Genomic DNA, 22,265 nt, shown 5'->3' on the forward strand with positions numbered 1-22,265 from the left:
TTTCGCGGGTCAGACGCTGGTCGCCGCGGAGGCGGCGATCGAGGAGAGCTTCTGGAAGCGGGCGACGTTGTCGCCCTCGTCCATCACCCCGGAGGAGAGGAAACAGAAGGACATGCCCGAGACCGGGTCCACCCACAGCAGGGACGAACCGGCGCCGTAGGAGCCGAAGGTGCGCGGCGAGACGAACGGGCCGAAGAAACGGGCGTGCGTCCCCGTGCCGGCGAGGGCCATGCCCAGGCCCATGTTGCCCGGCGGAAGGTCCCACTTGCGGGCGGCGGCGACCATGCCGTAGAGGTCGTTGATCTGGTCGCCGGTCTGGTTGGTCGTGGCGAAGTCCAGCACCGACTCACCGATGAGCTGCTCCCCGGAGCCGGTGCGTCCCTTGTTCCGCAGCATCTCGGTGAACGCGAAGACGTCGTCGATGGTGGACACCGCGCCGACCCAGGGCATCTCGGCGTCCTCGCGGTCGATGACCTCGTTGAGGCACTCGATGTCCTCGGGCTTGAGCCAGGAGTCATTGGCGACGATGACCTTCAGCGGAACGCCCAGGTCACGCCATTCGGCGGGCATCCCGAACCTGGTGTGCGTCATGCCGACGGGGCCGAAGACCTTCTCCTGCATGAGCTCCCGGAACGAACCGGCACCGTAGGCGCGGCGGGCCATCTCGCCCATCAGCGCGTGGTTGATGGCCGCCGAGTAGTTCAGGTTCGTGCCCGGTTCGTGCACGACGTCGACTCCGGCCAGCGCCTCGATGACGTCGGCGAGTACGGCGAAACCCTCCGGACCCAGCCCCGGGTTGGGCGTCGCGGGCATGCCGGCGCGATGGGTGAGCAGGTGGGCGAGGTTGATCCGGTCCTTGCGCGCCGCGCGGAACGGCTCGGTGCCGAAGAACTCGGGAATGAGGTCGACGACGCGGGTCGACAGCATCAGCCTGCCCTCGCTGAGGGCCCGGAAGACCAGGGCGTTGGTGAAGCCCTTGGACATGGACAGGATGCGGTAGACGTCCTCGCGTCGGGTCGGGCGGCCGGTCAGGGCGTCGGCCAGTCCGTAGCTGCCGCGCAGGGCGATCTCGCCGTGGCGGGCCACGATGACGTTCGCCCCGTGGTACGCGCCGCTCTCGATGTCCGCGCGGATGGTGTCGTCCAGGACCTCGAGGAAGCGGCGCTCGACGCCGGGTGTCCCGGTGAGGGCGACCGTGGGCTCCGGGGCCTCGGTGTGCTGCACTGGATCTTCTCCGTCCGGTTGTCGATGGGAGGTCAGAGCATGAGGGCGCCGCCGGAGGGCGCCAGCGTCTGACCGGTGTAGTGGCCCGCCGCGTCGGAGGCGAGGAAGAGGACCGTCCGGCCGATCTCGTCGGGCTCGGCCAGACGCTTCAGCGGCTGGAGGGAGAGCAGTGCCTGGACGTGGTCGTCGCCGGACGCCGTGAGCATGGCCGTCCTGATGCCGGCCGGGGCCAGCGCGTTGACCCGGATGTCGAAGGGGGCGAGCTCCGCCGCCACCGCCTTGGTGAGGCCCACGACCGCGGCCTTGGACGCCGGGTAGTAGGCGGGCATCGGCAGGCCGATGAGCCCCGCGACGGAGGCGAAGTTGATGATCGAGCCGCTGCCGCTCTCCTTCATCAGCGGTACGGCGGCACGGATCGTGTAGAAGGTGCCGTTGAGGTTGATCGCGACGACGCGGTCGAAGTCCTCGTCGGAGATGCCGTCCAGGAACTCGGGGTGGTAGGGCTCGCCGCTCTTGAAGGACTCGGTCATCTTCTGGTTGATGCCGTCCACCCACGCCTGCTTGGCCTTGTCCGGCGTGGCGACACCGGCGGCGTTCACGAGGATGTGCAGGCGGCCGTGGTCCTCCCGGACCCGGTCGAACACGCGGTTCACGGCAGCGGAGTCGGAGACGTCCGCGGCATGGCCCAGGACCCGCTCCAGACCGGCGAACTCGCGGTCGAGGTCCTCCTGCCGCAGATCCATGCCGTAGACCGTGGCACCGGCTCCCGCCAGGGCCTTCACGGCGGCCAGGCCCATGCCCGAAGCCGCACCGGTGACGACCGCGATCCTGCCGTCGAGTTCCATAGTCGATCCCCTCGTCGTTGAGGTGTGACCTGCCGCTTCAGGGCAAGTCCTGCCTGCCGGCGGTGAAGTCCGGTCAACCTAACCAAGAATTTGACACCTGTCTAGGTTTAGTTCCCGGGGATGTCCGGGCGCCGGAATCCGGCAGTTCGCACCGGGGAGGTGTCCTGGTCCGGTTCCACTGGACGGAAGAAGGCCCTGGCCGGGCGGCTCGGACGGACGCAGAATGTCGCCCATGTCCTCCTCGCGCATTCACAGCCGTACGCAGATCGGCATCGTCGGGGCCGGCCCCGCCGGCCTGATGCTCTCCCACCTGCTCGCCCGGGCCGGGATCGATTCCGTCGCGATCGACCTGCGCGGTCGCCGGGAGATCGAGGAGACCCATCGCGCCGGGATCCTCGAACAGGACTCGGTCGACCTGCTGGTCGACACCGGCGTCTCCGACCGGGTGCACCGCGACGGTTACCGCCACGACGGCATCGAGCTGGCGTTCGGCGGGGGCGGCCACCGCATCGACTTCCAGGGGCTGGTCGGCGCCTCGACCCAGCTCTACCCCCAGACCGACGTCTTCATCGATCTCGCCGACGCCCGCGAGCGCGACGGCGGCGACGTCCGGTTCGGCGTCACCGACGTCACGGTCGACGGCCTCACCTCCGACTCCCCGGTCATGCGGTTCACCGACGCCGACGGCACCCTTCACGAGGTGCGCGCCGACTTCCTCGTGGGCGCCGACGGATCACGCAGCCTGTGCCGCCGCGAGGTGCCGGAGGCACGGCGCACGCAGTACTTCCGCGAGTATCCCTTCGCCTGGTTCGGCATCCTGACCGAGGCGGCGCCCAGCGCGCCGGAGCTGATCTACAACCACTCGCCGCGGGGTTTCGCGCTGATCAGCCAGCGCACCGAGACCCTCCAGCGGATGTACTTCCAGTGCGACCCCGCGGAGGACGCCGCCACCTGGTCCGACGACCGGATCTGGGAGGAACTCCAGTCACGCGTCGGGGCCAACGGCCACACGCTCAAGGAGGGGCCGATCACCTCCAGGACCGTGCTGCCGTTCCGCAGCTTCGTCCAGGAGCCGATGCACCACGGTCGGCTGGTGCTCGCCGGCGACGCCGCGCACACGGTGCCGCCGACCGGCGCCAAGGGCCTCAACCTGGCCCTGGCCGACGTACGGGTACTGGCCGAGGAGCTCGAGCGGGCGGTCGCGAGCGGTGACACCGCCCCGCTGGCGACCTACAGCGAGCGGGCCCTCGGCCGGGTCTGGAAGGCCCAGCACTTCTCCTACTGGATGACCACGATGCTGCACACGCTGCCGGGGGCCAGCCCGTTCGACGTCCGGCGCCAGGAGGGCGAACTGTCCGCGGTGACCGGCTCGACCGCGGGCTCGACCTACCTCGCCGAGGCCTACACCGGCTGGCCGGAAGGACGATGAACATGGCACTGCCCCGTCAGAGCCCGACCGCCAACCAGCTCGGCACGGACGTCACCGGCCACCTGCCCGACCGCGTCGGCGTGCCCGGCACCGCGGGCTTCCGGCCCGAGGACGACGCCGTATGGCGCCTGGCCGTCGAACACCTCCACGTGCGGAGCAACGACGGCCACACCGCCTACTCCTACGGCCTCGCCGCAGCCCTGTGCGACCTGCATCCCGAGGCCGACCGAGATGTGGTGCTGCCCGCGATCATCCTCCACGACACCGGTTGGTCGAGGGTGCCCGAGGACGAGGTGCTCGAGGCCATCCGCCCCGGCGGGGGCCGCCACGACCTCGTCCTGCGCCACGAGAAGGAGGGCGCCGCGATCGCCGCGGACATCCTCGCCCGGCTCGGCCACGATCCCGCGCGGGCGGCCGAGATCGTCGGGATCATCGACGGTCACGACACCCGGCTCACCGCGCTCTCCCTCAACGACTCGCTGGTCAAGGACGCCGACAAGCTCTGGCGGCTCACCCCGCACGGCGTGGACACCGTCATGGACTGGTTCGGGCTGACCCGCGAGCAGGCGCACACACTGATCGGCAGCCGGGTCCACGACCACCTGTTCACCGACGCCGCCCGCACCATGGCCCGCGCCCTCGCCGCGGTCGCGGCGATCGACAGCACGCCCCAGCGGATCGCGCTCGGCTGAGACGGGCAGGCGCCTTCGGCCGGGCCGGGACACATTCCTCCGGCCGACGGGCCGCGCCCCGTACGAGGCGTCGCCCGCACGAGCCGCGCCCCGCACGAGCCGCGCCCCGCGCGGGCGGCACGCCCCACGCGCTCGACGGGCCGCCCACCGTGCGCGACGATGGCACCCCGACGATCTCTGGAGGCCCCATGCGCGGTGACGGCCGCACGGTGACCTCGAAGGCGTTCGCGCTGCTCAGCGCCTTCGAGAGCGGTCCCAACGCGCAGTCCCTGAGCGGCCTCGCCGAGCACGCCGGCCTGCCCCTGCCCACCGCGCACCGTCTCGCGAAGGAACTCGTCGAGTGGGGCGCGCTGGAGCGTGACGAACAGGGCCGCTACACCGTGGGCCTGCGGCTGTGGGAGGTCGCCCAGAACGCGGGCCGCCATCTGCGCGACACCGCGAGGCCCTATCTCCAGGACCTGTTCTCCCTCACCCACGAGACCGCGCACATCGCGATCAGGGACGGCGACGAGGCCCTCTACATCGACCGGATCTACGGCTCCACCCGGGTCCCTCGCGCCTCCCGCGTCGGCGGGCGTCTGCCGCTGCACGCCACCGCGGTCGGCAAGGTGCTGCTGGCCTACGAGGAGGAGTGGGTGCGCGACGCGTACCTCGCCCACCGGCTCGAGGCGGCCACCCGGCACACCCATGTGAACCCCGGACGGCTGGCCGCGGAGCTGCGCAGGGTCCGCGACGAGGGTTACGCGACCACCCAGGAGGAGGTGCGCGCCGGGTCGTGCTCGATCGCCGTCCCGGTCCGTCTCGAACCCCACCCGGCCGCCATCGGCCTGGTCATGCTGTCGAGCGACGGGACCACGATGACCCGCCACCTGCCGGCCCTGCGAGGCATCGCGCGCCGCATCGAGGCGGCCGCCGCCCGCCCCCAGCCCAGCCTCGCCCGCATCCCGCGGCGGTCGGGCCGCGGACGCTCCTGACCTCGCGCGAGCCGCTTCCCGAGGCGGGAACCACTTCCGTCCAACGGAAGTCGCGCGTGGACCTCCCGAGGTGCCCGGGCCACGATGAGGTGGTCGTCACACGGCGACGTGATGAACAGGAGGCGGGATGACGTCGACCCAGACCCCGGCCGGCACGGCTCCGGGCTGTCCGATCCATCACGGCTACGAGCCGTTCGCCCAGGACGACCCGTTCCCGTCGTACGCAGCCCTCCGCGCGGAGGAGCCGGTGATGTACGACGAGCGGATCGGCTGCTGGGTGGTGAGCCGGTACGACGACATCAAGGCCGTTTTCGAGGACTGGGAGACCTTCTCCTCCGAGAACGCCCAGGCGCCGGTGCGCGAGCGCGGTCCGCAGGCGAAGCAGATCATGGAGGAGGGCGGTTTCACCGCCTACTCCGGCCTCTCCGCCCGGGTCCCCCCGGAGCACACCCGGATCCGCAAGGTCGCCGCCAAGGCGTTCACCCCGCGCCGGTTCAAGGTGCTCGAACCCGACATCCGCGCCAACGTCGTACGGCTGCTCGAAACGATGCTGGCCCGCCCCGAGCGCCACGGCGACCTGGTCCGGGACCTGGCCTACGACGTACCGACGGTCACGATCCTCACCCTGATCGGCGCCGACGTCTCGCAGATCGACACCTTCAAGCGCTGGTCGGACTCCCGCTCGGCCATGACGTGGGGAGACCTCTCCGACGAGGAGCAGGTGCCGCACGCCCGCAACCTCGTCGAGTACTGGGCGGAATGCCGCCGGTTGGTCGCCGAGGCCCACGAGACCGAGCGGGACAGCCTGGTCGGCGACATGGTCCGGATGCAGGCCGAGGGCGACCCGATCAGCGACCACGAGATCGCCTCGGTCTGCTACTCACTGCTCTTCGCCGGACACGAGACCACCACCACACTGATCTCCAACGCCCTGCGGGTGCTGCTCTCCCACCCCGACCAGTGGCGTCAGGTCGTCGAGGACCCCCGTCGCATCCCCGGCGCGGTCGACGAGGTGCTGCGCTACAGCCCCTCCATCGTCGGCTGGCGCCGAAAGGCCCTGCGCGACGCCGAGATCGGCGGTGTGGCGGTCCCGAAGGGCGCCGACATCCTGCTGCTGATGGGTTCGGCCAACCGCGACGCGTCCCGCTTCGAGGACGGCGAGTCCTTCGACATCGGCCGGGCCAACGCCCGGGAGCACCTGTCCTTCGGATTCGGCATCCACTACTGCCTCGGCAACATGCTGGCCAAGCTCCAGGCGAAGATCACGCTCGAGGAGACCGCCCGCCTCGCGCCCGGCCTCCGCCTCGCCGACGACTCCGACATCCACTTCGGTGACAACCTCTCCTTCCGCGCGCCCGCCGCGGTCAGGGTGACTTGGGAGGACTGACCCGTGAACGACTCCATCGTCTTCTTCGACAGCGGCCACGCGCCGGCACTCGAACTGCTCGGCGGCAAGTGCGCCTCGCTGGTCTCCATGACCGCCGCCGGCATGCCCGTACCGCCCGGATTCGCCGTGACCACGGCCGCCTTCGACCGTTTCGTCGACGGCAGCGGCCTGCGCGAGGAGATCCGGGCCGCCCTCGCCGAGATCGACCCCGACGACGTCGCGTGCGTCGACCGGGTGTCGGCGAGGATCCGGGCCGCGATCGAGTCCCGGGACGTCCCCGAGGAGATGCACGGCATGCTGCGGGACGCCTACGGCGCCCTGATGTCGCGGTTCCCCGACGAGGTGCCGGTCGCGGTCCGCTCGTCCGCGACCGCCGAGGACCTCCCCGACGCCAGCTTCGCCGGCCAGCAGGACACCTACCTCTGGCTCACCGGCTACCCCGCCGTGCGGGAACACGTACGACGGTGCTGGGCCTCGCTCTACACCAGCAGGGCGATCACCTACCGGCTGCGCAACAACATCCCCGAGCAGGACCTGTCGATGGCCGTCGCGGTGCAGAAGATGGTCAACGCCCGCGCCTCGGGCGTCGCGATGACCCTCGACCCCGCCAACGGCGACCGCTCCAAGATCGTGATCGACGCCTCGTGGGGGGTCGGCGAGATGGTGGTCTCCGGACAGGTCACCCCCGACAACATCCTGCTCGACAAGGTCATGCTCACCGTGGTCGGCGAGCACCTCGGCGACAAGCACGCCGAACTCGTCCCCGACCCGCGGACCGGCTCGCTCGTCGAACGCGAGGTCGAGCCGGCCCGCCGCGCGGTGCGCTGCCTGACCGACGACGAACTGCTCGCCGTCGCGACCCTGGCCAAGCGGGCCGAGAAGCACTACGGCTGCCCGCAGGACGTCGAGTGGGCACTCGACGCCGACCTGCCCGGCGGCGAGAACCTCCTGCTCCTGCAGTCCCGCCCGGAGACGGTGCACTCCGCAGCTCCGGCCGCCCCGGCCGCCCCCAGGGCCTCGGGCCCGGCCGGCTTCTCCATGGCTGGTCTCACCTCCTCCCTCATTGGCCGCTGAGCCCGAACCGCAGAGGAACCCGCATGACCATCGAACAGACCATGAAGTCCTTCCCGAAGCCCTCGGAGATCGAGGTGCCCGCCGGTGCCGAGGGGTGGGAGGAGCTCTACCCCTACCACCTCGTCTTCGACAACGCCCCCGGTGGCAACGAGAAGTTCTGGTTCTGCGACAGCCAGCACTGGCCCACGGTGTTCAAGCCGTTCGAGACCATCGGCGGCGAGTTCGCGGTCAAGTGCCTCGGCCAGTACAACACCCGCCACCTGCTGATCCCGCCGGCGAACGGCATCGAGTTCAAGATCCATCTCGGCTATCTGTACATGAGCCCGGTGCCGGTGCCGGAAGGCGAGATCGCCGCCCGAGTACCGGAGTTCGAACGCCGTGCCGGCCACTACTTTCAGAACTGGGACAGCCTGCTGGAGGCCTGGCACTCCAAGGTCCGCGCCACGATCGACGAGATGGAGGAACTCGAGTTCACCGCGCTGCCCGACGCCGTGCCGTTCGACGACATCGTCTCCGGCAAGGCCATGGACGGCTCCCAGGTGCTGATGGAGAACTACGACCGCCTGATCGCCCTGCTCTACCGCAACTGGCAGTACCACTTCGAGTTCCTCAACCTCGGATACCTCGCCTACCTCGACTTCTTCGGCTACTGCAAGGAGGTGTTCCCGGGCATCCCCGACCAGGCCATCGCGAAGATGGTGCAGGGCGTCGACATGGAACTGTTCCGGCCCGACGACGAGTTGAAGAAGCTCGCCGTCAAGGCCGTGGAGATGAAGCTCCAGGCGGCGTTCGCCGACCCCGACGACGTCGAGGGCACCCTGCGGGCGGTCCGCGACGCGGGTGGCGAGGAGTGGCTCGCGGCGTACGAGGCCGCGCAGGACCCGTGGTTCAACTTCACCGTCGGCAACGGCTTCTACGGCCACGACAAGTACTGGATGGAGCACCAGGAGATCCCGCTCGGCTACATCAAGGACTACATCCGGCGCGTCGCCGAGGGGCAGGACATCATGCGGCCCGTCGACGCGCTGATCGCCGAGAAGGAGCGGATCGTCGGGGAGTACCGCGACCTGCTCCAGGGCGACGCGCAGGAGCAGTTCGACGCCAAGCGCGGCCTCGCCGCCACCGCCTACCCCTACGTCGAGAACCACAACTTCTACATCGAGCACTGGACCATGGGCGTCTTCTGGCGCAAGGTCCGCGAGCTCGCCCGCGTGTTCACCGACGCCGGCTTCTGGGCCGAGCCCGCCGACATGCTCTACCTCAACCGCAACGAGGTGCGCGACGCGCTCTTCGACCTCGTCACCGGCTGGGCGGTCGGCGCCGAGCCGGCCGGACCGCACTACTGGCCGGCCGAGATCGAGCGGCGCCGCGGCATCATCGACGCGCTCTCGACCCGCCGTCCGCAGCCGGCGCTCAACACCCCGCCCGCCCAGATCACCGAGCCCTTCACGATGATGCTCTACGGCATCACCACCGACCAGGTCCAGCAGTGGCTGGCCGGGGACGAGGGCGGTGACGACGGTGCCATCACCGGCATGGCCGCCTCACCGGGCGTGGTCGAGGGCACAGCCCGCCTGATCACCTCCGCCGACCAGCTCGGCGAGGTCCAGGACGGCGAGATCCTCGTGGCCACGATCACCGCGCCGTCCTGGGGCCCGATCTTCGGCAAGATCAAGGCGACCGTCACCGACATCGGCGGCATGATGAGCCACGCCGCCATCGTCTGCCGCGAGTACGGCCTGCCCGCCGTGACCGGCACCGGCTCGGCCTCGACCACCATCCGCACCGGCCAGCGCATCCGCGTCGACGGCACCGCCGGCCGTGTCGAGATCCTGGAGAGCTGAGCCACCATGTCGCTCCCCAACCCCCCGGCGCCCGCCCGCACCGTCCTCGTGACCGGTGCCGCGGGCGGCCTGGGCCGGGCCTTCGCCCTCGGCTTCGCCGGCCGTGGCTACCGCGTCGCCGTCGCCGACCTCGACATCGACGGCGTCAAGGAGACGGCCCGCCAGGTCCAGAACACCGGGGCCGACGCCTGGCACGGGCGCGTCGACGTCACGGACACCGACTCCACCGAGGAACTCGCCGCGCGGGTCGCGGACTTCGGTGGCGGCCGGATCGACGTCCTCGTCAACAACGCGGCCGTGTACGGCACCGTCACCCGCTCGCCGCTCGAGGACATCGACCCCGCGGAATGGGACCTCGTGATGGCGGTCAACCTCAAGGGGCCGTGGCTGATGACCCGCGCCGTCAGCCCGCACCTGCCCGAAGGCGGCCGGGTCGTCAACCTCTCCTCGGCCACCGTCTACAGCGGCTCGGAGAACTGGGCGCACTACGTCGCCTCCAAGGGCGGTGTCATCGCGCTCACCCGGGTGATGGCCAAGGAACTCGGCCGCCGCTCGATCACGGTCAACGCGATCGCGCCGGGTTTCACACTCACCGAGGCGAGCCGCGGCCTGCTCGAGGACGCCGAGTCCTACGGCGTCGACCGCGGCTCCCTGCGGCGGGCCAGCCGGCCCGAGGACATCGTCGGCGCCGCGCTCTACCTCGCCGGCCCCGACAGCGACTTCGTCACCGGCCAGACCCTGGTCGTCGACGGCGGCCGTCAGTTCATCTGACCTCGATCCAGGAGGAAAGTCATGCCCCAGGTCACCTATACCGACCACACCGGTGCGTCCCGCACGGTGGCGGCCAACGTCGGCGACTCGGTCATGGAGACCGCGGTCCGCAACGGCGTACCCGGCATCGTCGCCGAGTGCGGCGGCTCCCTGTCCTGCGCCACCTGCCACGTGTACGTCGACCAGGACGGCCTCGCCTCGCTCCCGCCGATGGAGGAGATGGAGGACGAGATGCTCTGGGGCGCCGCCGAGGACCGGCAGGACAACTCCCGCCTCTCCTGCCAGCTCAAGGTCACCGACGGCTGCGACCTGCACGTGACCACCCCGACCACCCAGGTGTGAACGACCATGGCTGACGGACTGCTGATCATCGGCTCCTCGCAGGCCGGTGTATCGCTCGCCACCTCCCTGCGCGCGCTCGGGTACGACGAGCCGATCACCCTGCTCGGGGACGAGAACCACCGCCCCTACCAGCGGCCCGCCCTGTCGAAGGAATGGCTGCAGGGCGAGATCACCAACGAGTCGCTGATGTTCCGCACCCAGGAGTACTGGGCCGAACACCGCATCGACGTGGTGAAGAACGAGCGCATCATCCGCATCGACAAGAACGACGACGGCTCGGGCGTCGCCCACTCCATGTCGGGTGCCGGCTTCCCCTTCGACCGGCTGGCGCTGGCCGTCGGCGCGCGGGCCCGGCGGCTGCTGCTCGACGGCGTCGACCTGCCCGGCGTCCTCTACCTCCGCAACGCCGACGACGCCCTCGAACTCAAGGCCCGGGTACCCGGAGTGCGCGACGTGGTCGTGATCGGCGGCGGCTTCATCGGCATCGAGGCGGCCGCGTCCCTGACCAGGATGGGCCGCTCGGTCACCCTGATCGAGGCGGCGCCCCGGCTGGTCCCGCGGGCCGTCGGCGAGGAGACCTCGGCGCACCTCCTCGACCACCACCGGGCCGCCGGCATGGACATCGTGCTCGGCGCCTCGGTCCGCCGCATCGTGCCCCGCGGCGACCGGGTCGGCGGCGTCGAGCTCGCCGACGGCCGGACGGTCCCCGCCGACCTGGTGCTGGTCGGCGTCGGCGTCATCCCCAACACCGAACTGGCCGAATCGATCGGCCTGGTGTGCGACAACGGTGTTCGGGTCGACGAGTCCGCCCTCGCCTCCGACGGGGTCACCGTCGCCGTCGGCGACTGCGCGAACCTGCCCAACCCCGTCCCCGGCGCCCCCGCCGGGGACCGGGTCCGCTTCGAGAGCGTCAACAACGCCATCGAACAGGCCAAGGTGGCGGCCTACGCCATCACCGGCCGCCGCGAGGAGTACGCGGGCATCCCGTGGTTCTGGTCCAACCAGGGCGACATCAAGCTCCAGATCGCGGGACTGTCCACCGGGCACGACCGCACGCTGGTCCGCGCCGACCCGGAGCGGGGAAAGCACTCGGTCCTCTACTACCGCGGTGATCGCATCCTGGCCGCCGACTGCGTCAACCACCCGCTGGACTTCATGGCGGTCCGCAACGCGCTGGCCAAGGGCCTGTCCATCCCCCACGACGCCGCCGCAGACCCGTCCGTCCAGCTCAAGTCCGTGACCGTCGACCCGGCCGCCCTGGTCGCGGCCGACTGAGAAGGGGAACCCCATGCCCACCGCGCTGCCCACCGAGCGCCCCATACCGGCGCCCGGACCGGTCGACACCTCACCCATCTCGTTGACCCCGGCCCCCGGCGACGATCTCAACCCCATATGGAAGGCGGTCGTCCCCGAGACCCGCACGCGCGGCAACGACATCCACCTGCCGATCTCGCTGGCCTACGCCGAGCGGCTGTGCGACTCCTTCCCCCACGCCGACCGGCTGCTGGTGCGCGTGGCGATCCAGCTGCACGACACCGGGTGGGGGAGGGTCGACGAGGAGCGCATCCTTTCCGAGGGATTCTCCGGTGACTGGCGCAGGGCCGAGATCCGGTTCGAACACGAGAGGCAGGGCTGTGCGATCGCCCGCGAGGTGCTGCCTCCTCTCGGCTACGACGACGCGTTCGTCCAGCAGGTCTGCGACATCATCGACGGGCACGACACCCGGAAGGAGGCGTACTCGCTGGAGGACGCGCTGGTCCGCGACGCCGACCGGCTGTGGCGCTTCGACCACGCCGGGATCGCGCTGGCGTCCGGCTGGTTCCGCATGGACCCCGCGGTCTACAGCGACCGGCTCGAGACGGAGATCGTTCCCGAACTGCTCACCGCCCCGGCCGTCGCCATGGCCACCGCCACCCTCAACCGCTCGCGTGCCCTGCTCAAGACGGCCGTGATCCGATGAGCGCCACCGATGCCCGGCCGGCGACCGGACGGACGGCGTCCACCCGGCCGGAGCCCCGCTGGACCCATGTGGACGATCTCTACGCCGACGGCGCCTGGACCCGCTCGACCGCTGCCGCCCGGCTGCCGCTGGTCGATCCGGCCACCGGCCAGGAGTGGGGATCGGTCCCGGACTGCTCGGCCGACGACGTCGACGCCGCGCTGTCCGCCGCCGACCGGGCCTTTCGCACCGGACCGTGGCCGCGGACCACGCCGTCGCAGCGGGCCGCACTGCTGCTGCGGATCGCCGACGAGGTCGAGGCCCGCGCCGCCGACACGGCGCTGACCAACACCCTCGAGAACGGCTCACCGATCAGTGAGACCCGCGGCGCCGCCGCGAACGCGGCGGGCATCCTGCGGCACGTCGCCGGGCTGGCGTCCTGGCTCGAGGACGAGGACGTACGGCCGTTCCCGGCGGGGGGCGCCGAGACCGTCGTGCGCAGGGACCCGGTGGGCCCGTGCGTGCTGATCGCCCCCTGGAACTTCCCGATCAACCTCATGGTGGTCAAACTGGCACCGGCCCTGCTCGCCGGCTGCACGGTCGTCATGAAACCCGCGCCCGGCACATCGCTGTCGATCCGGTTCGTGGTCGAGGCGTGCGAGGCCGCCGGCGTCCCGCCCGGGGTGGTCAACCTGGTCACCGGCGGCGGTGAGGTCGGCGACCGGCTGGTGCGCCACCCGCTCACGGCCAAGGTCGCCTTCACCGGGTCGACCCCGGTCGGCCGCCGGATCGCGGCCGCGTGCGGCGAACTGCTGCGACCGGTCACCCTCGAGCTCGGCGGGAAGTCCTCGGCGATCGTGCTCCCCGACGCGGACCTCGAGCAGATGTCCGCGGCGCTGATCCGCACCTGTCTGCGCAACACCGGGCAGACCTGCTACATCTCCACCCGCATCCTGGCCCCCTCGGAGCGCTACGAGGAGGTGGTCGACATGGTCACCCGCACGGTCGAGGCCGCCCCGCAGGGCGACCCCTTCGACGAGCGCACCGTGTTCGGGCCCATGGCCTCGCGGGCGCAGTACGAGGTGGTGCGCGACCACCTCGACTCGGCCCACGCGGAGGGGGCGCGAGCGACCGTCGGCGGACGCCCCGCCGACACGGAGCGTGGCTGGTTCATCGAGCCGACGGTTTTCGCCGACGTCACCCCCGGCATGCGGATCGCGCGTGAGGAGGTCTTCGGGCCGGTGGTGAGCGTCCTGCGCTACGACGACATCGACGAGGCCGTCGCCCTCGCCAACGACACGTCGTTCGGGCTCGGCGGCGTGGTGTTCTCCGCCGACCGCGAGGCCGCGCAGGCGGTCGCCGAACGCATGGACACCGGATCCGTCGGCGTGAACTTCTTCGGCTCCAACCACAACGCCCCCTTCGGCGGGCGGCACGACTCGGGGCTGGGCGTCGAGTACGGAATCGAGGGCCTGTCCCAGTACGTCACCTTCAAGTCGATCCACCGCCGTACCGGCTGACCCACCCGCCGACACGGCCCGCGACGATCGGCAGCCGCGAGGGCCTTTTGCCGGAGAGGAGACGGTAAAGCAGGTGATCGAAGCAACTGGCTTTTCTGAAAGGCTAGTTGATGACTGTTCAGCCGAAGTCCGACATCCGCGACGCGTTCTCCTCCGTCCTCGGACGGTGACCCCCGGGCGCCCTTGACGCCGGCCGCCGTGCGGCGCCCGGCTGTCAGTGCCGAGTGGGAGACTGCGGGACATGACGAAACCGGATCCGAAAGCGGACCTGACCCGATACCTGCAGGACGCCAGGGAAGCCCTGGTGTGGAAGCTCGAAGGGCTCTCGGAGTACGACGTCCGCCGCCCGCTGACACCCACCGGCACCAATCTGCTGGGTCTGCTCAAGCACGCCGCCGGAGTGGAACTGGGATACTTCGGCGACGTGTTCGGCCGGCCCTTCTTCCGGCAGGATCCGCCGTCCTGGTGGTACACGCAGGACGCCGAACCCAACGCGGACATGTGGGCCACCGCGGAGGAGTCGCGCGAGGAGATCGTCGGGCTCTACCACCGGGCCTGGGAGCACGCGGACCGTACGTTCACCGCGCTCCCGCTCGACACCGTCGGTCATGTGCCGTGGTGGCGGGAGGGGCGGAGGGAGACCACGCTGCACCACATCCTGGTGCGGGTGATCGCCGACACCCACCGGCACGCCGGCCATGCGGACATCGTGCGGGAGCTCATCGACGGGGCCGTCGGCTGGGGGAAGGGGGCGAGCGATCTGCCCTCCGGTGACGCGGCCTGGTGGGAGGCCCACCGAGGTCGGCTGGAGCACGCGGCGAGGGAGGCAGGCAGCCGTCGGCCGGCCGGGGCGTAGGGAGCTCCCCCTCGCGTCGGTTCCCTCCACCACCTCGATCCGCCGGACAGACCCCTGGTCGAAGTCACGGGCGGCGAAGGCGAGGCACCCCACGGTCCCGTCCGGGACGCTCCCGCACAGCACGCCGGAGGACCGCACGGCTTGCCTCCAGGCCGACGCGAGGAAGCCGGGAAGATCCTCGCGGTGACACGGTTCCTGACGGACAGCCAGCTGTGCGTGAGGTCTGGACAGCCGTCGGCCGACGTGTTGTTATTCCGCTGCACAGTGAATTTCCAACGTTGAAATAGGCCCTGGCCATCGCGGCGCCGGTACCGCGCCGTACCGGCGGGTCCGCGTGGGCCGCCGGTGAACACCCCTCGTCGGCCCGGCCGTTCACCTGACGCGGTCCCGTTTCGTCCTGTCCCCATGCCCCCTGCGCGAGGAAAGGTTCGATGACAAGACAACACACCCGCCCGAGAGCCCGGTGGTGGGCTCTGCTGACCGTCGCGGCCCTGCTCCTGCCCACGAGCGCGGCAGTTCCCGCCGCGGCGGCCGCGGAGCCCGTGAGCGGCGGCACGTCCGTGCGTACCGCCGGCGCGGCAGCCGATGCCGCCATCGAGCGGCACGGCCTGAAGGGCGAGTACTTCAGCATGTCGGCGCCGGGAGCCCGGGACTTCGCCGTGCTCGGCGGCACCCTCCTGGAACCACAGATCAACTTCTCCGGCCTGACGAGCACGTTCGAGGAACTGACCGGGAAGACGGAGCACACGACCGCCCGCTGGACGGGACAGATCGAGGCGCCGAGGACCGACGACTACACGTTCCACGCCATCGGTGACAACGGATTCCGCCTCTTCGTCGACGACAAGCCGGTCATCGACCACTGGGAGCCGGACTGGGACAGGGAACAGAGCAGCGAGCCGATCAGGCTCACCGCCGGTGAACGGCTCACCTTCCGGCTGGAGATGTTCCAGGACTTCGGCGGGTCGAACATGTTCCTGCGCTGGTCGAGCCCGACGACACCCAAGCAGCTCGTCCCCGAGTCAGCGTTCACACCGCCCGCCGGTTTCGAGGTCTTCCCGGTGGACCTGTCGGTCGCCGAGGACGGGAAGCGGCTGCGCGCCCGGTTCGAGGACCGGGTCGGCGACCTCGAGGGGGTCACGAAGCACCTGAAGATCGAGGCCGACACCACCGCCATGCCGGTCACGTCGGTGAAGGCCGTACCCGGCGACCGCAGCTCCCTCCTCGTCACGCTCGCGAAGCCGATCCAGAAGAACCAGCAGGTCCGGTTCACCTACGACGGCGAGGGCGGCCTGACGGCCGGCGGCAAGACCGTGCCCCGGATCGTCCGCTACGCGACGAACACCTCCGACCACCGTCTCACCACGGAGTGGGGCGACAAACTGGACAGGAAGAACCCGCTGCCGGAGTACCCCCGTCCGCAGCAGGTGCGGTCCCAGTGGAAGAACCTCAACGGAACCTGGCAGTTCAGCGGTGCCGAGGCGGGCGAGCAGCCGGTCTTCGGCAAGAACCTGGACGAGAGGATCACCGTGCCGTTCCCCGTCGAGTCCCAGCTGTCCGGGCTCGAACGGCACGAGGACCACATGTTCTACCGCAAGCTCGTCGAGGTGCCGAAGAACTGGAAGATCGGTGAGGGAAAGCGGCTGAAGCTCCACTTCGGCGCCGTGGACTACCGGGCCCGAGTCTGGGTCAACGGCCGGAAGGTCGCCGAACACACCGGCGGCTACACCGCGTTCAGCGCCGACATCACCGACGCGCTCAAGGGCAGGGGAGCGCAGGAGGTCGTGGTCGCGGTCACCGACACCGGCGGCGCCGACCAGCCGACGGGCAAGCAGCACACCCGTCCCAGCGGCATCTTCTACACCCAGTCGTCCGGCATCTGGCAGACGGTCTGGATGGAGCCCGTCGCCGAGGCGGCCATTGACAACGTCGTCACCACACCGGACATCGACACCAGCAGCCTGGCGGTGACCGTCGAGTCCCAGAGCGCTTCCTCGAAGGCGCGCGTGGAGGCCGTCGCCCGCGACGCCCGCGGCAAGGTCGTCGGCAGGGCCAGCGGTCCGGCCAACCGTGAGCTCCGGCTCCCCGTGGCGAAGCAGCACCTGTGGAGCCCCGACGACCCCTACCTCTACGACCTCGACGTCAGGCTGACCGACGGCCGGTCGGCGGACAAGGTCGGCAGTTACTTCGGCATGCGCGAGATCGGGATCGAGGAGGTCGGCGGCTACCGGAAGCTGGTGCTCAACGGAGAGCCCGTCTTCTCCCTCGCCACCCTCGACCAGGGTTTCTGGCCCGACGGCCTCTACACCGCCCCCAGCGACAAGGCGCTGGCCTTCGACCTCGAAGCGCACAAGAAGCTCGGCTTCAACGCCGTCCGCAAGCACATCAAGGTGGAGCCGGCGCGTTGGTTCCACCACGCGGACCGGCTCGGCCTGCTGGTCTGGCAGGACTTCGTCTCCGGGAACATCACCGATGGGACCGGGCAGAAGGCCTTCGTCGACCAGGGCCGCGAGATGATGCGCCAGCACCACAACTCGCCCTCGGTCATCGGCTGGATCGTCTTCAACGAGGGCTGGGGCGAGTGGGACCGCGAGGAGAGCGGTCGCATCGCCGAGTCGGTCAAGGCCGCCGACCCCTCCCGCGTCGTCAATGCCCACAGCGGCGTCAACTGCTGCAACTCCAAGGGCGACTCGGGCAAGGGCGACATCATCGACCACCACGACTACAACAACGAGGACCCGCCCTTCCCCGACCACCGGGCGGCCATGGACGGGGAGCACGGCGGCTTCACCCTGCGCACCCCGGGCCACATGTGGCCGGGCACGCCGACGGTGATCTACAGCGGCGTCGCCGACAAGGAGGCACTGACCCGCAAGTACGTGGAGAACACCGAGCGGTTCTACCTCGACCAGGCCGCCGCCGAACTCTCCGGCTCGGTGTACACGCAGATCACCGACCTGGAGAACGAACTGAACGGCCTCTACACCTACGACCGCCGGGAGATCAAGGTCGACCCGGTCAGGGTGCGCGAGGTCAACCGCAAGGTCATCGCGGCCGGCGCCGCCGCGGGTGAGCGGGAGCAGCTGAAGGGCGGCGGCCACTGGAACCTCGACGAGGGCACCGGCACGACCGCGAAGGACGACGGCCCGAACGGCAAGCCCCTGACACTCACCGACGGCACCACCTGGACCCCCGGCGTCAGCGGCAGCGCGCTGGAGTTCGACGGACAGGGGCAGCACGCGCGAACCGACGGCCCCGTGCTCGACACGACCGGCAGCTACTCGGTCTCCGCCTGGGTCAGGCTCGACTCGCTGCCCGGCAACTACGCCACCGCGGTGAGCCAGGACGGGCGGCGCCAGGCGAGTCCCTTCTACCTGCAGTACGGGCAGGGCGCCTTCGCCTTCAGCACACCCGGCGGAAAGCGCGCACGGCTGGAGACGAAGCCGGACACGGGCCGCTGGTACCACCTCGTCGGTGTGCGTGACGACGCGCGGGGCGAGATCGACCTCTACGTCGACGGCGTTCTGGCGGCGACCGCCACCGCCGGCCCCGCCTACGTCGGCTCGGGACCGCTCGCCGTGGGCCGTGCCCAGTGGAACGGCACCGACACGGACTTCTGGGACGGCGCGGTGGACGAGGTCCGCGCGTTCGACAGGGCGCTCACCACCGAGGAGGTGAGCGCCCTGCACGACCGGGAGAAGCCGTGACCGGGCGGCCGGTGGGCACGATCCGTGCCCACCGGCCGTCGGCTTCACAGCAGTTGGCGTCTGCGGCCCAGCCAGGTCTGGGCGACGACCACGACGGCCAGGAAGGCACCGCTGACGACCTGCTGGTAGGAGGAGTCCAGGGAGCCGATCTGGTTGATGACGTTCTGGATCACCTTGAGCAGAAGGACACCGACCAGCGAGCCGCTGACATGGCCGAGGCCGCCGGTGAGCAGCGTGCCGCCGATCACGACGGCGGAAATGGCCTCCAGCTCCATGCCGTTGCCGAGGATGGTCACACCGGACGCGAGCCAGGCCGCGTTGAGCGCGCCGGCCAGCCCGGCCAGCACCCCGGACAACGTGTAGACGAGGATCTTGGTCCGGGCCACCGGAGCCCCCATCAGGGCCGCAGCGTCCTCGTTGCCGCCGACCGCGTACACATGCTGTCCGAAGCGGGTGCGGCGCAGGACGACCGCTCCGGCGGCGAACAGCGCCAGGGTGACCCACACGGGGTTGCCGATGCCGAGAGTGGTGCCCTGGCCGAGTTCGGAGAGGAAGGAGCCCTTGCCGATCAGGTAGGTCTCGGCGCCCTCGTCGGTGAGGGCCAGCATCAGACCGCGGGCCCCCAGCATGGCCGCCAGGGTGACGATGAACGGCGCCAGCCGGGAACGCGCCACCAGCAGGCCGTTGACGACACCGATCACGCCGCACACCACGAGGGGCAACAGCAGCGCCACCAGGGTCCCGTGCCGGGACCCCCAGGCCGCCAGGATACCGCCCAGGGCGAACAGGGAACCGACCGACAGATCGATGCCCCCGGTGATGATGACGAAGGTCATCCCGAGGGCGACGATCGCCAGGAACGCCGAACTCGTCGCCATGTTGCCGACGTTGTCCCCGGTGGCGAAGGAGTCGAAGCTGAACGACGCCACCAGCGAGACGATCACCAGCACGGCCAGTGCTCCGTGCTGCTGGACCAGGGCACTGAGACGCTCCGAGCGCACGGCGCCCTCGAAGCCCGTGGCCTTCGGCGGTCGCCCGTCCGCGGTGGTCACGGCCACGTCCGTCCTCGTGGCGGTCATCGCTTCCCCCGTCCCCGTGCCGCGTAGACCGCGCACACGATCACTATGGCCTGCGCGATCTGGGTCCACGACGGCGGCAGATCGTGCTTGATGAGGGTGGCGGTGAGCAACTGGATGAGGACCGCTCCCGCCACGGTGCCGGCGATGTTGACGCGGCCGCCGGTCAGCGGAGTCCCGCCGACCACGACGGCGGTGATGGCGGACAGCTCCATCAGATTGCCCAGCGAGGTCGGGTCGCTGGCCTGGAGCCGGGCGGTGGCCAGCACGCCCGCCACGGCCGCCAGCAGCGCGCACAGCACGTACACGACGACCAGCACGCGCCGCACCGGCAGGCCCGCCAGCTGCGCCGCGGGACGGCTGTCACCGATCGCCAGCAGCTGGCGCCCGAACGTGGTGCGGCGGACCACGAACGCGGCCAGCAGCGCCAGGACGGCGGCGATGAGGATCAGATACGGGACGCCCAGGACGTCGCCGGATCCCAGGGAGGCGAGCGCGGGGTTGCGCAGATCCTCCAGCTGCGGCAGCAGGACCAGGGCGAGGCCCCGGCCGCCGACCATGAGCGCCAGGGTGGCCACGATCGGCTGCACTCCGACGAAGGCGACCAGCGCGCCGCCCGCCAGCCCGACCGCGGCGGCGAACACCGCCACCACCAGCAGCGCCGGCAGCAGACCGTAGCCGAGGTACAGGGCCATCACGGAGGCTGCCAGGGCCATCACGGCGCCGACCGACAGATCGATGCCCTCGGTGCCGATGACCAGGGCCATGCCGAGCGCGACGACGATGACGGGGGCGACCTGCACGGCCTGGGTGCGGAAGTTCTCCGCGGACAGGAAGTGCGGGGTGATGACGATGTTGACGACCAGCAGCAGTGCCACGCCGGCGTAGACGCCGTACGTCTGCAGCCACTGCAGGACGCGGGCCCGGTCCAGCGGCGCGGTGCGCAGAGCGGCTTCAGCCATCGCCGGCCCCCTCCGCGGCCGTGACGCCGGCCGTGTTCCCGGCCGGGGCGTGCCCGGCGATGGTCCGCATCAGTGTGTCCTCGGTGACCTCCTCGCCGGCCAGTTCGCCGACGACCGCACCGTCCTTCAGCACGACCACGCGGTCGGACCCTTCGATGAGTTCCTCCAGATCGGAGGAGATGAGCAGGACGGCCAGGCCGTCCGCGGCCAGTTCGTCCACGAGTCTTTGCACCTCGGCCTTGGCCCCGACATCGATGCCCCGGGTGGGCTCGTCCAGCAGCAGCACCTTGGGGTTCATCGCCAGCCAGCGGGCGAGCAGCACCTTCTGCTGGTTGCCGCCGGACAGTTCACCGACCTTCTGGTGCGGCGAGGACGCCTTGATGCGCAGCCGTTCGACGAAGGTGTCCACGACGCTGTCGACGCGTGCCTCGGAGACCAGACCGAAACGGGAGAGCCGGGGCAGCACGGCCAGTGAGATGTTCTCGCGGACCGAGAGTCCGGGCACGATGCCCTCGCTCTTGCGGTCCTCGGGCAGCAGACTGACGCCCGCCCGGATGGCGGCGGGGGTGGAGCCGCCGCGCAACGGGACACCGGCCACCAGGACCTGCCCGGAACTCGTCGCCAGCGCACCGGAGATGGCTTTGGCCGTCTCGGTCCGCCCGGACCCGAGCAGTCCGCCGAGTCCCACGACCTCGCCGGGCCGGATCGCCACGGACACATCGTGCAGCTTGTGCGGGACCGTCAGTTCCCGTGCCTCCAGCACGGGTCGGGTGCCGACGGCATGGTGGTCGCCGGTGAACTTGGTCAGGCCCTCCGTACGGACCTCGCCCAGCTCCCGGCCCAGCATGGTCGACACCAGGGACAGACGGTCGAGGTCGGCGAGGCGGCCGTGATGGACGCGCCGTCCGTCGCGCAGCACGGTGACCGTGTCGCACACGGCGTACAGCTCGTCCAGTCGGTGACTGACGTAGACGACCGCGATGCCCTCGTCACGCAGCCGCCGGATCACCGAGAACAGTGTCTCGACCTCCCGCGGCTCGAGCGAGGAGGTCGGTTCGTCCATGATGACGACGCGCGCCTCGGTCGCCACCGCGCGGGCCAGGGCGACCATCTGCTGAGCGCCGACACCGAGGGCGCGCAGCGGCAGACGGACGTCCACCCGGACGCCGTAGGCGCGCAGGGTCTCCTCGGCCTCCTTGTGCATACGGGCGAAGTCCAGCAGACCGAAACGGGTGCGCGGCTCGCGACCCAGGAAGAGATTGCGGGCCACGCTCAGCAGCGGAATGAGGTTGACCTCTTGGTAGATGGTCGAGATCCCGGCCTTCTGCGCCTCCAGCGGTGTGGCGAAGGAGACCTCACGGCCCTGGAAAACGATGTCACCCGCGTCGGGCCGGTGGACACCGGTGAGGAGCTTGATGAAGGTCGACTTGCCGGCGCCGTTCTCGCCGATCAGGGCGTGGACCTCGCCCGGATGCAGGGTCAGGTCCACGTCGTCCAGAGCCCGGACGCCCGGGAAGGTCTTGCTCAGTCCGCGGACGGCGAGGACTGCGGTGGGGGGAGCCACCTGTGCCTCCAGGAAGTGAGTGGTGACAAGACGGCGGGGCCCGGAGGGAACGGGCCCCG

Annotated in this window: 18 protein-coding genes; 13 read left to right on the forward strand and 5 right to left on the reverse strand. The window is 70.5% G+C overall.

The window, feature by feature from the left end; all coding sequences use genetic code 11:
- Positions 1 to 9: 9 nt before the first annotated feature.
- Together DIZ27_RS27350 and DIZ27_RS27355 are read right to left on the reverse strand one after the other, a co-directional pair.
- Positions 10 to 1,224 carry a serine hydrolase gene (locus DIZ27_RS27350; RefSeq protein WP_109381121.1) on the reverse strand — a complete coding sequence of 405 codons (1,215 nt, stop codon included), beginning with the start codon at positions 1,222 to 1,224 and terminating at the stop codon, positions 10 to 12.
- Between the two features lie 32 nt (positions 1,225 to 1,256).
- Positions 1,257 to 2,069 (reverse strand): SDR family NAD(P)-dependent oxidoreductase, encoded by an 813-nt coding sequence (locus DIZ27_RS27355; protein WP_109381122.1) that lies wholly within the window; start codon positions 2,067 to 2,069, stop codon positions 1,257 to 1,259.
- A gap of 232 nt (positions 2,070 to 2,301) precedes the next feature.
- On the opposite strand from DIZ27_RS27355, the gene DIZ27_RS27360 reads away from it, so the two are divergent.
- The 13 genes from DIZ27_RS27360 (at position 2,302) to DIZ27_RS27425 (ending at position 18,604) form a co-directional block, all read left to right on the forward strand.
- Positions 2,302 to 3,498 (forward strand): 4-hydroxybenzoate 3-monooxygenase, encoded by a 1,197-nt coding sequence (locus DIZ27_RS27360; protein ID WP_219933656.1) that lies wholly within the window; start codon positions 2,302 to 2,304, stop codon positions 3,496 to 3,498.
- A gap of 2 nt (positions 3,499 to 3,500) precedes the next feature.
- Positions 3,501 to 4,190, forward strand: a complete 690-nt coding sequence (locus DIZ27_RS27365) for an HD domain-containing protein (RefSeq protein WP_109381124.1) — start codon at positions 3,501 to 3,503, stop codon at positions 4,188 to 4,190.
- Positions 4,191 to 4,378: 188 nt separating this feature from the next.
- The gene (locus tag DIZ27_RS27370) at positions 4,379 to 5,164 is read left to right on the forward strand and encodes an IclR family transcriptional regulator (RefSeq protein WP_109381125.1); all 786 of its coding nucleotides are present in this window, start codon (positions 4,379 to 4,381) and stop codon (positions 5,162 to 5,164) included.
- Positions 5,165 to 5,291: 127 nt separating this feature from the next.
- Positions 5,292 to 6,551 (forward strand): cytochrome P450, encoded by a 1,260-nt coding sequence (locus DIZ27_RS27375; protein ID WP_109381126.1) that lies wholly within the window; start codon positions 5,292 to 5,294, stop codon positions 6,549 to 6,551.
- A 3-nt stretch (positions 6,552 to 6,554) separates the two neighbouring features.
- Positions 6,555 to 7,625, forward strand: a complete 1,071-nt coding sequence (locus tag DIZ27_RS27380) for a PEP/pyruvate-binding domain-containing protein (RefSeq protein WP_109381127.1) — start codon at positions 6,555 to 6,557, stop codon at positions 7,623 to 7,625.
- A gap of 23 nt (positions 7,626 to 7,648) precedes the next feature.
- Positions 7,649 to 9,469 (forward strand): PEP-utilizing enzyme, encoded by a 1,821-nt coding sequence (locus tag DIZ27_RS27385; RefSeq protein ID WP_109381128.1) that lies wholly within the window; start codon positions 7,649 to 7,651, stop codon positions 9,467 to 9,469.
- A gap of 6 nt (positions 9,470 to 9,475) precedes the next feature.
- On the forward strand, positions 9,476 to 10,240 hold the full coding sequence (locus DIZ27_RS27390) for an SDR family NAD(P)-dependent oxidoreductase (protein WP_109381129.1): 765 nt from the start codon (positions 9,476 to 9,478) through the stop codon (positions 10,238 to 10,240).
- A 21-nt stretch (positions 10,241 to 10,261) separates the two neighbouring features.
- On the forward strand, positions 10,262 to 10,582 hold the full coding sequence (locus tag DIZ27_RS27395; protein WP_109381130.1) for a 2Fe-2S iron-sulfur cluster-binding protein: 321 nt from the start codon (positions 10,262 to 10,264) through the stop codon (positions 10,580 to 10,582).
- A 6-nt stretch (positions 10,583 to 10,588) separates the two neighbouring features.
- The gene (locus DIZ27_RS27400) at positions 10,589 to 11,857 is read left to right on the forward strand and encodes an NAD(P)/FAD-dependent oxidoreductase (protein WP_109381131.1); all 1,269 of its coding nucleotides are present in this window, start codon (positions 10,589 to 10,591) and stop codon (positions 11,855 to 11,857) included.
- 13 nt (positions 11,858 to 11,870) lie between these two features.
- On the forward strand, positions 11,871 to 12,542 hold the full coding sequence (locus DIZ27_RS27405) for an HD domain-containing protein (protein ID WP_109381132.1): 672 nt from the start codon (positions 11,871 to 11,873) through the stop codon (positions 12,540 to 12,542).
- On the forward strand, positions 12,539 to 14,041 hold the full coding sequence (locus DIZ27_RS27410; protein WP_109381133.1) for an aldehyde dehydrogenase family protein: 1,503 nt from the start codon (positions 12,539 to 12,541) through the stop codon (positions 14,039 to 14,041). Before DIZ27_RS27405 ends, DIZ27_RS27410 begins: the two co-directional genes overlap by 4 nt.
- Positions 14,042 to 14,282: 241 nt before the next feature.
- Entirely contained in the window at positions 14,283 to 14,897 is a 615-nt protein-coding gene (locus DIZ27_RS27415) for a DinB family protein (protein ID WP_109381134.1), read from the forward strand.
- Positions 14,898 to 15,328: 431 nt separating this feature from the next.
- Positions 15,329 to 18,604 carry a LamG-like jellyroll fold domain-containing protein gene (locus tag DIZ27_RS27425; protein ID WP_109381136.1) on the forward strand — a complete coding sequence of 1,092 codons (3,276 nt, stop codon included), beginning with the start codon at positions 15,329 to 15,331 and terminating at the stop codon, positions 18,602 to 18,604.
- 44 nt (positions 18,605 to 18,648) lie between these two features.
- Here DIZ27_RS27425 and DIZ27_RS27430 read toward each other — a convergent pair whose 3' ends face one another.
- The 3 genes from DIZ27_RS27430 to DIZ27_RS27440 are packed head-to-tail and all read right to left on the reverse strand — an operon-like array spanning position 18,649 to position 22,206.
- Positions 18,649 to 19,683, reverse strand: coding sequence for an ABC transporter permease (locus DIZ27_RS27430; RefSeq protein ID WP_109381137.1), 1,035 nt, complete (start codon positions 19,681 to 19,683; stop codon positions 18,649 to 18,651).
- Positions 19,680 to 20,642: an ABC transporter permease gene (locus DIZ27_RS27435; RefSeq protein WP_109381138.1), complete on the reverse strand. Its 963-nt coding sequence runs from the start codon at positions 20,640 to 20,642 to the stop codon at positions 19,680 to 19,682. The genes DIZ27_RS27430 and DIZ27_RS27435 overlap by 4 nt, the downstream gene beginning before the upstream one ends.
- Positions 20,635 to 22,206, reverse strand: coding sequence for a sugar ABC transporter ATP-binding protein (locus tag DIZ27_RS27440; RefSeq protein ID WP_109381139.1), 1,572 nt, complete (start codon positions 22,204 to 22,206; stop codon positions 20,635 to 20,637). The genes DIZ27_RS27435 and DIZ27_RS27440 overlap by 8 nt, the downstream gene beginning before the upstream one ends.
- Positions 22,207 to 22,265 lie beyond the last annotated feature (59 nt).

The sequence above is a fragment of the Streptomyces sp. NWU339 genome (assembly GCF_003143855.1).
Lineage (GTDB): Bacteria > Actinomycetota > Actinomycetes > Streptomycetales > Streptomycetaceae > Streptomyces.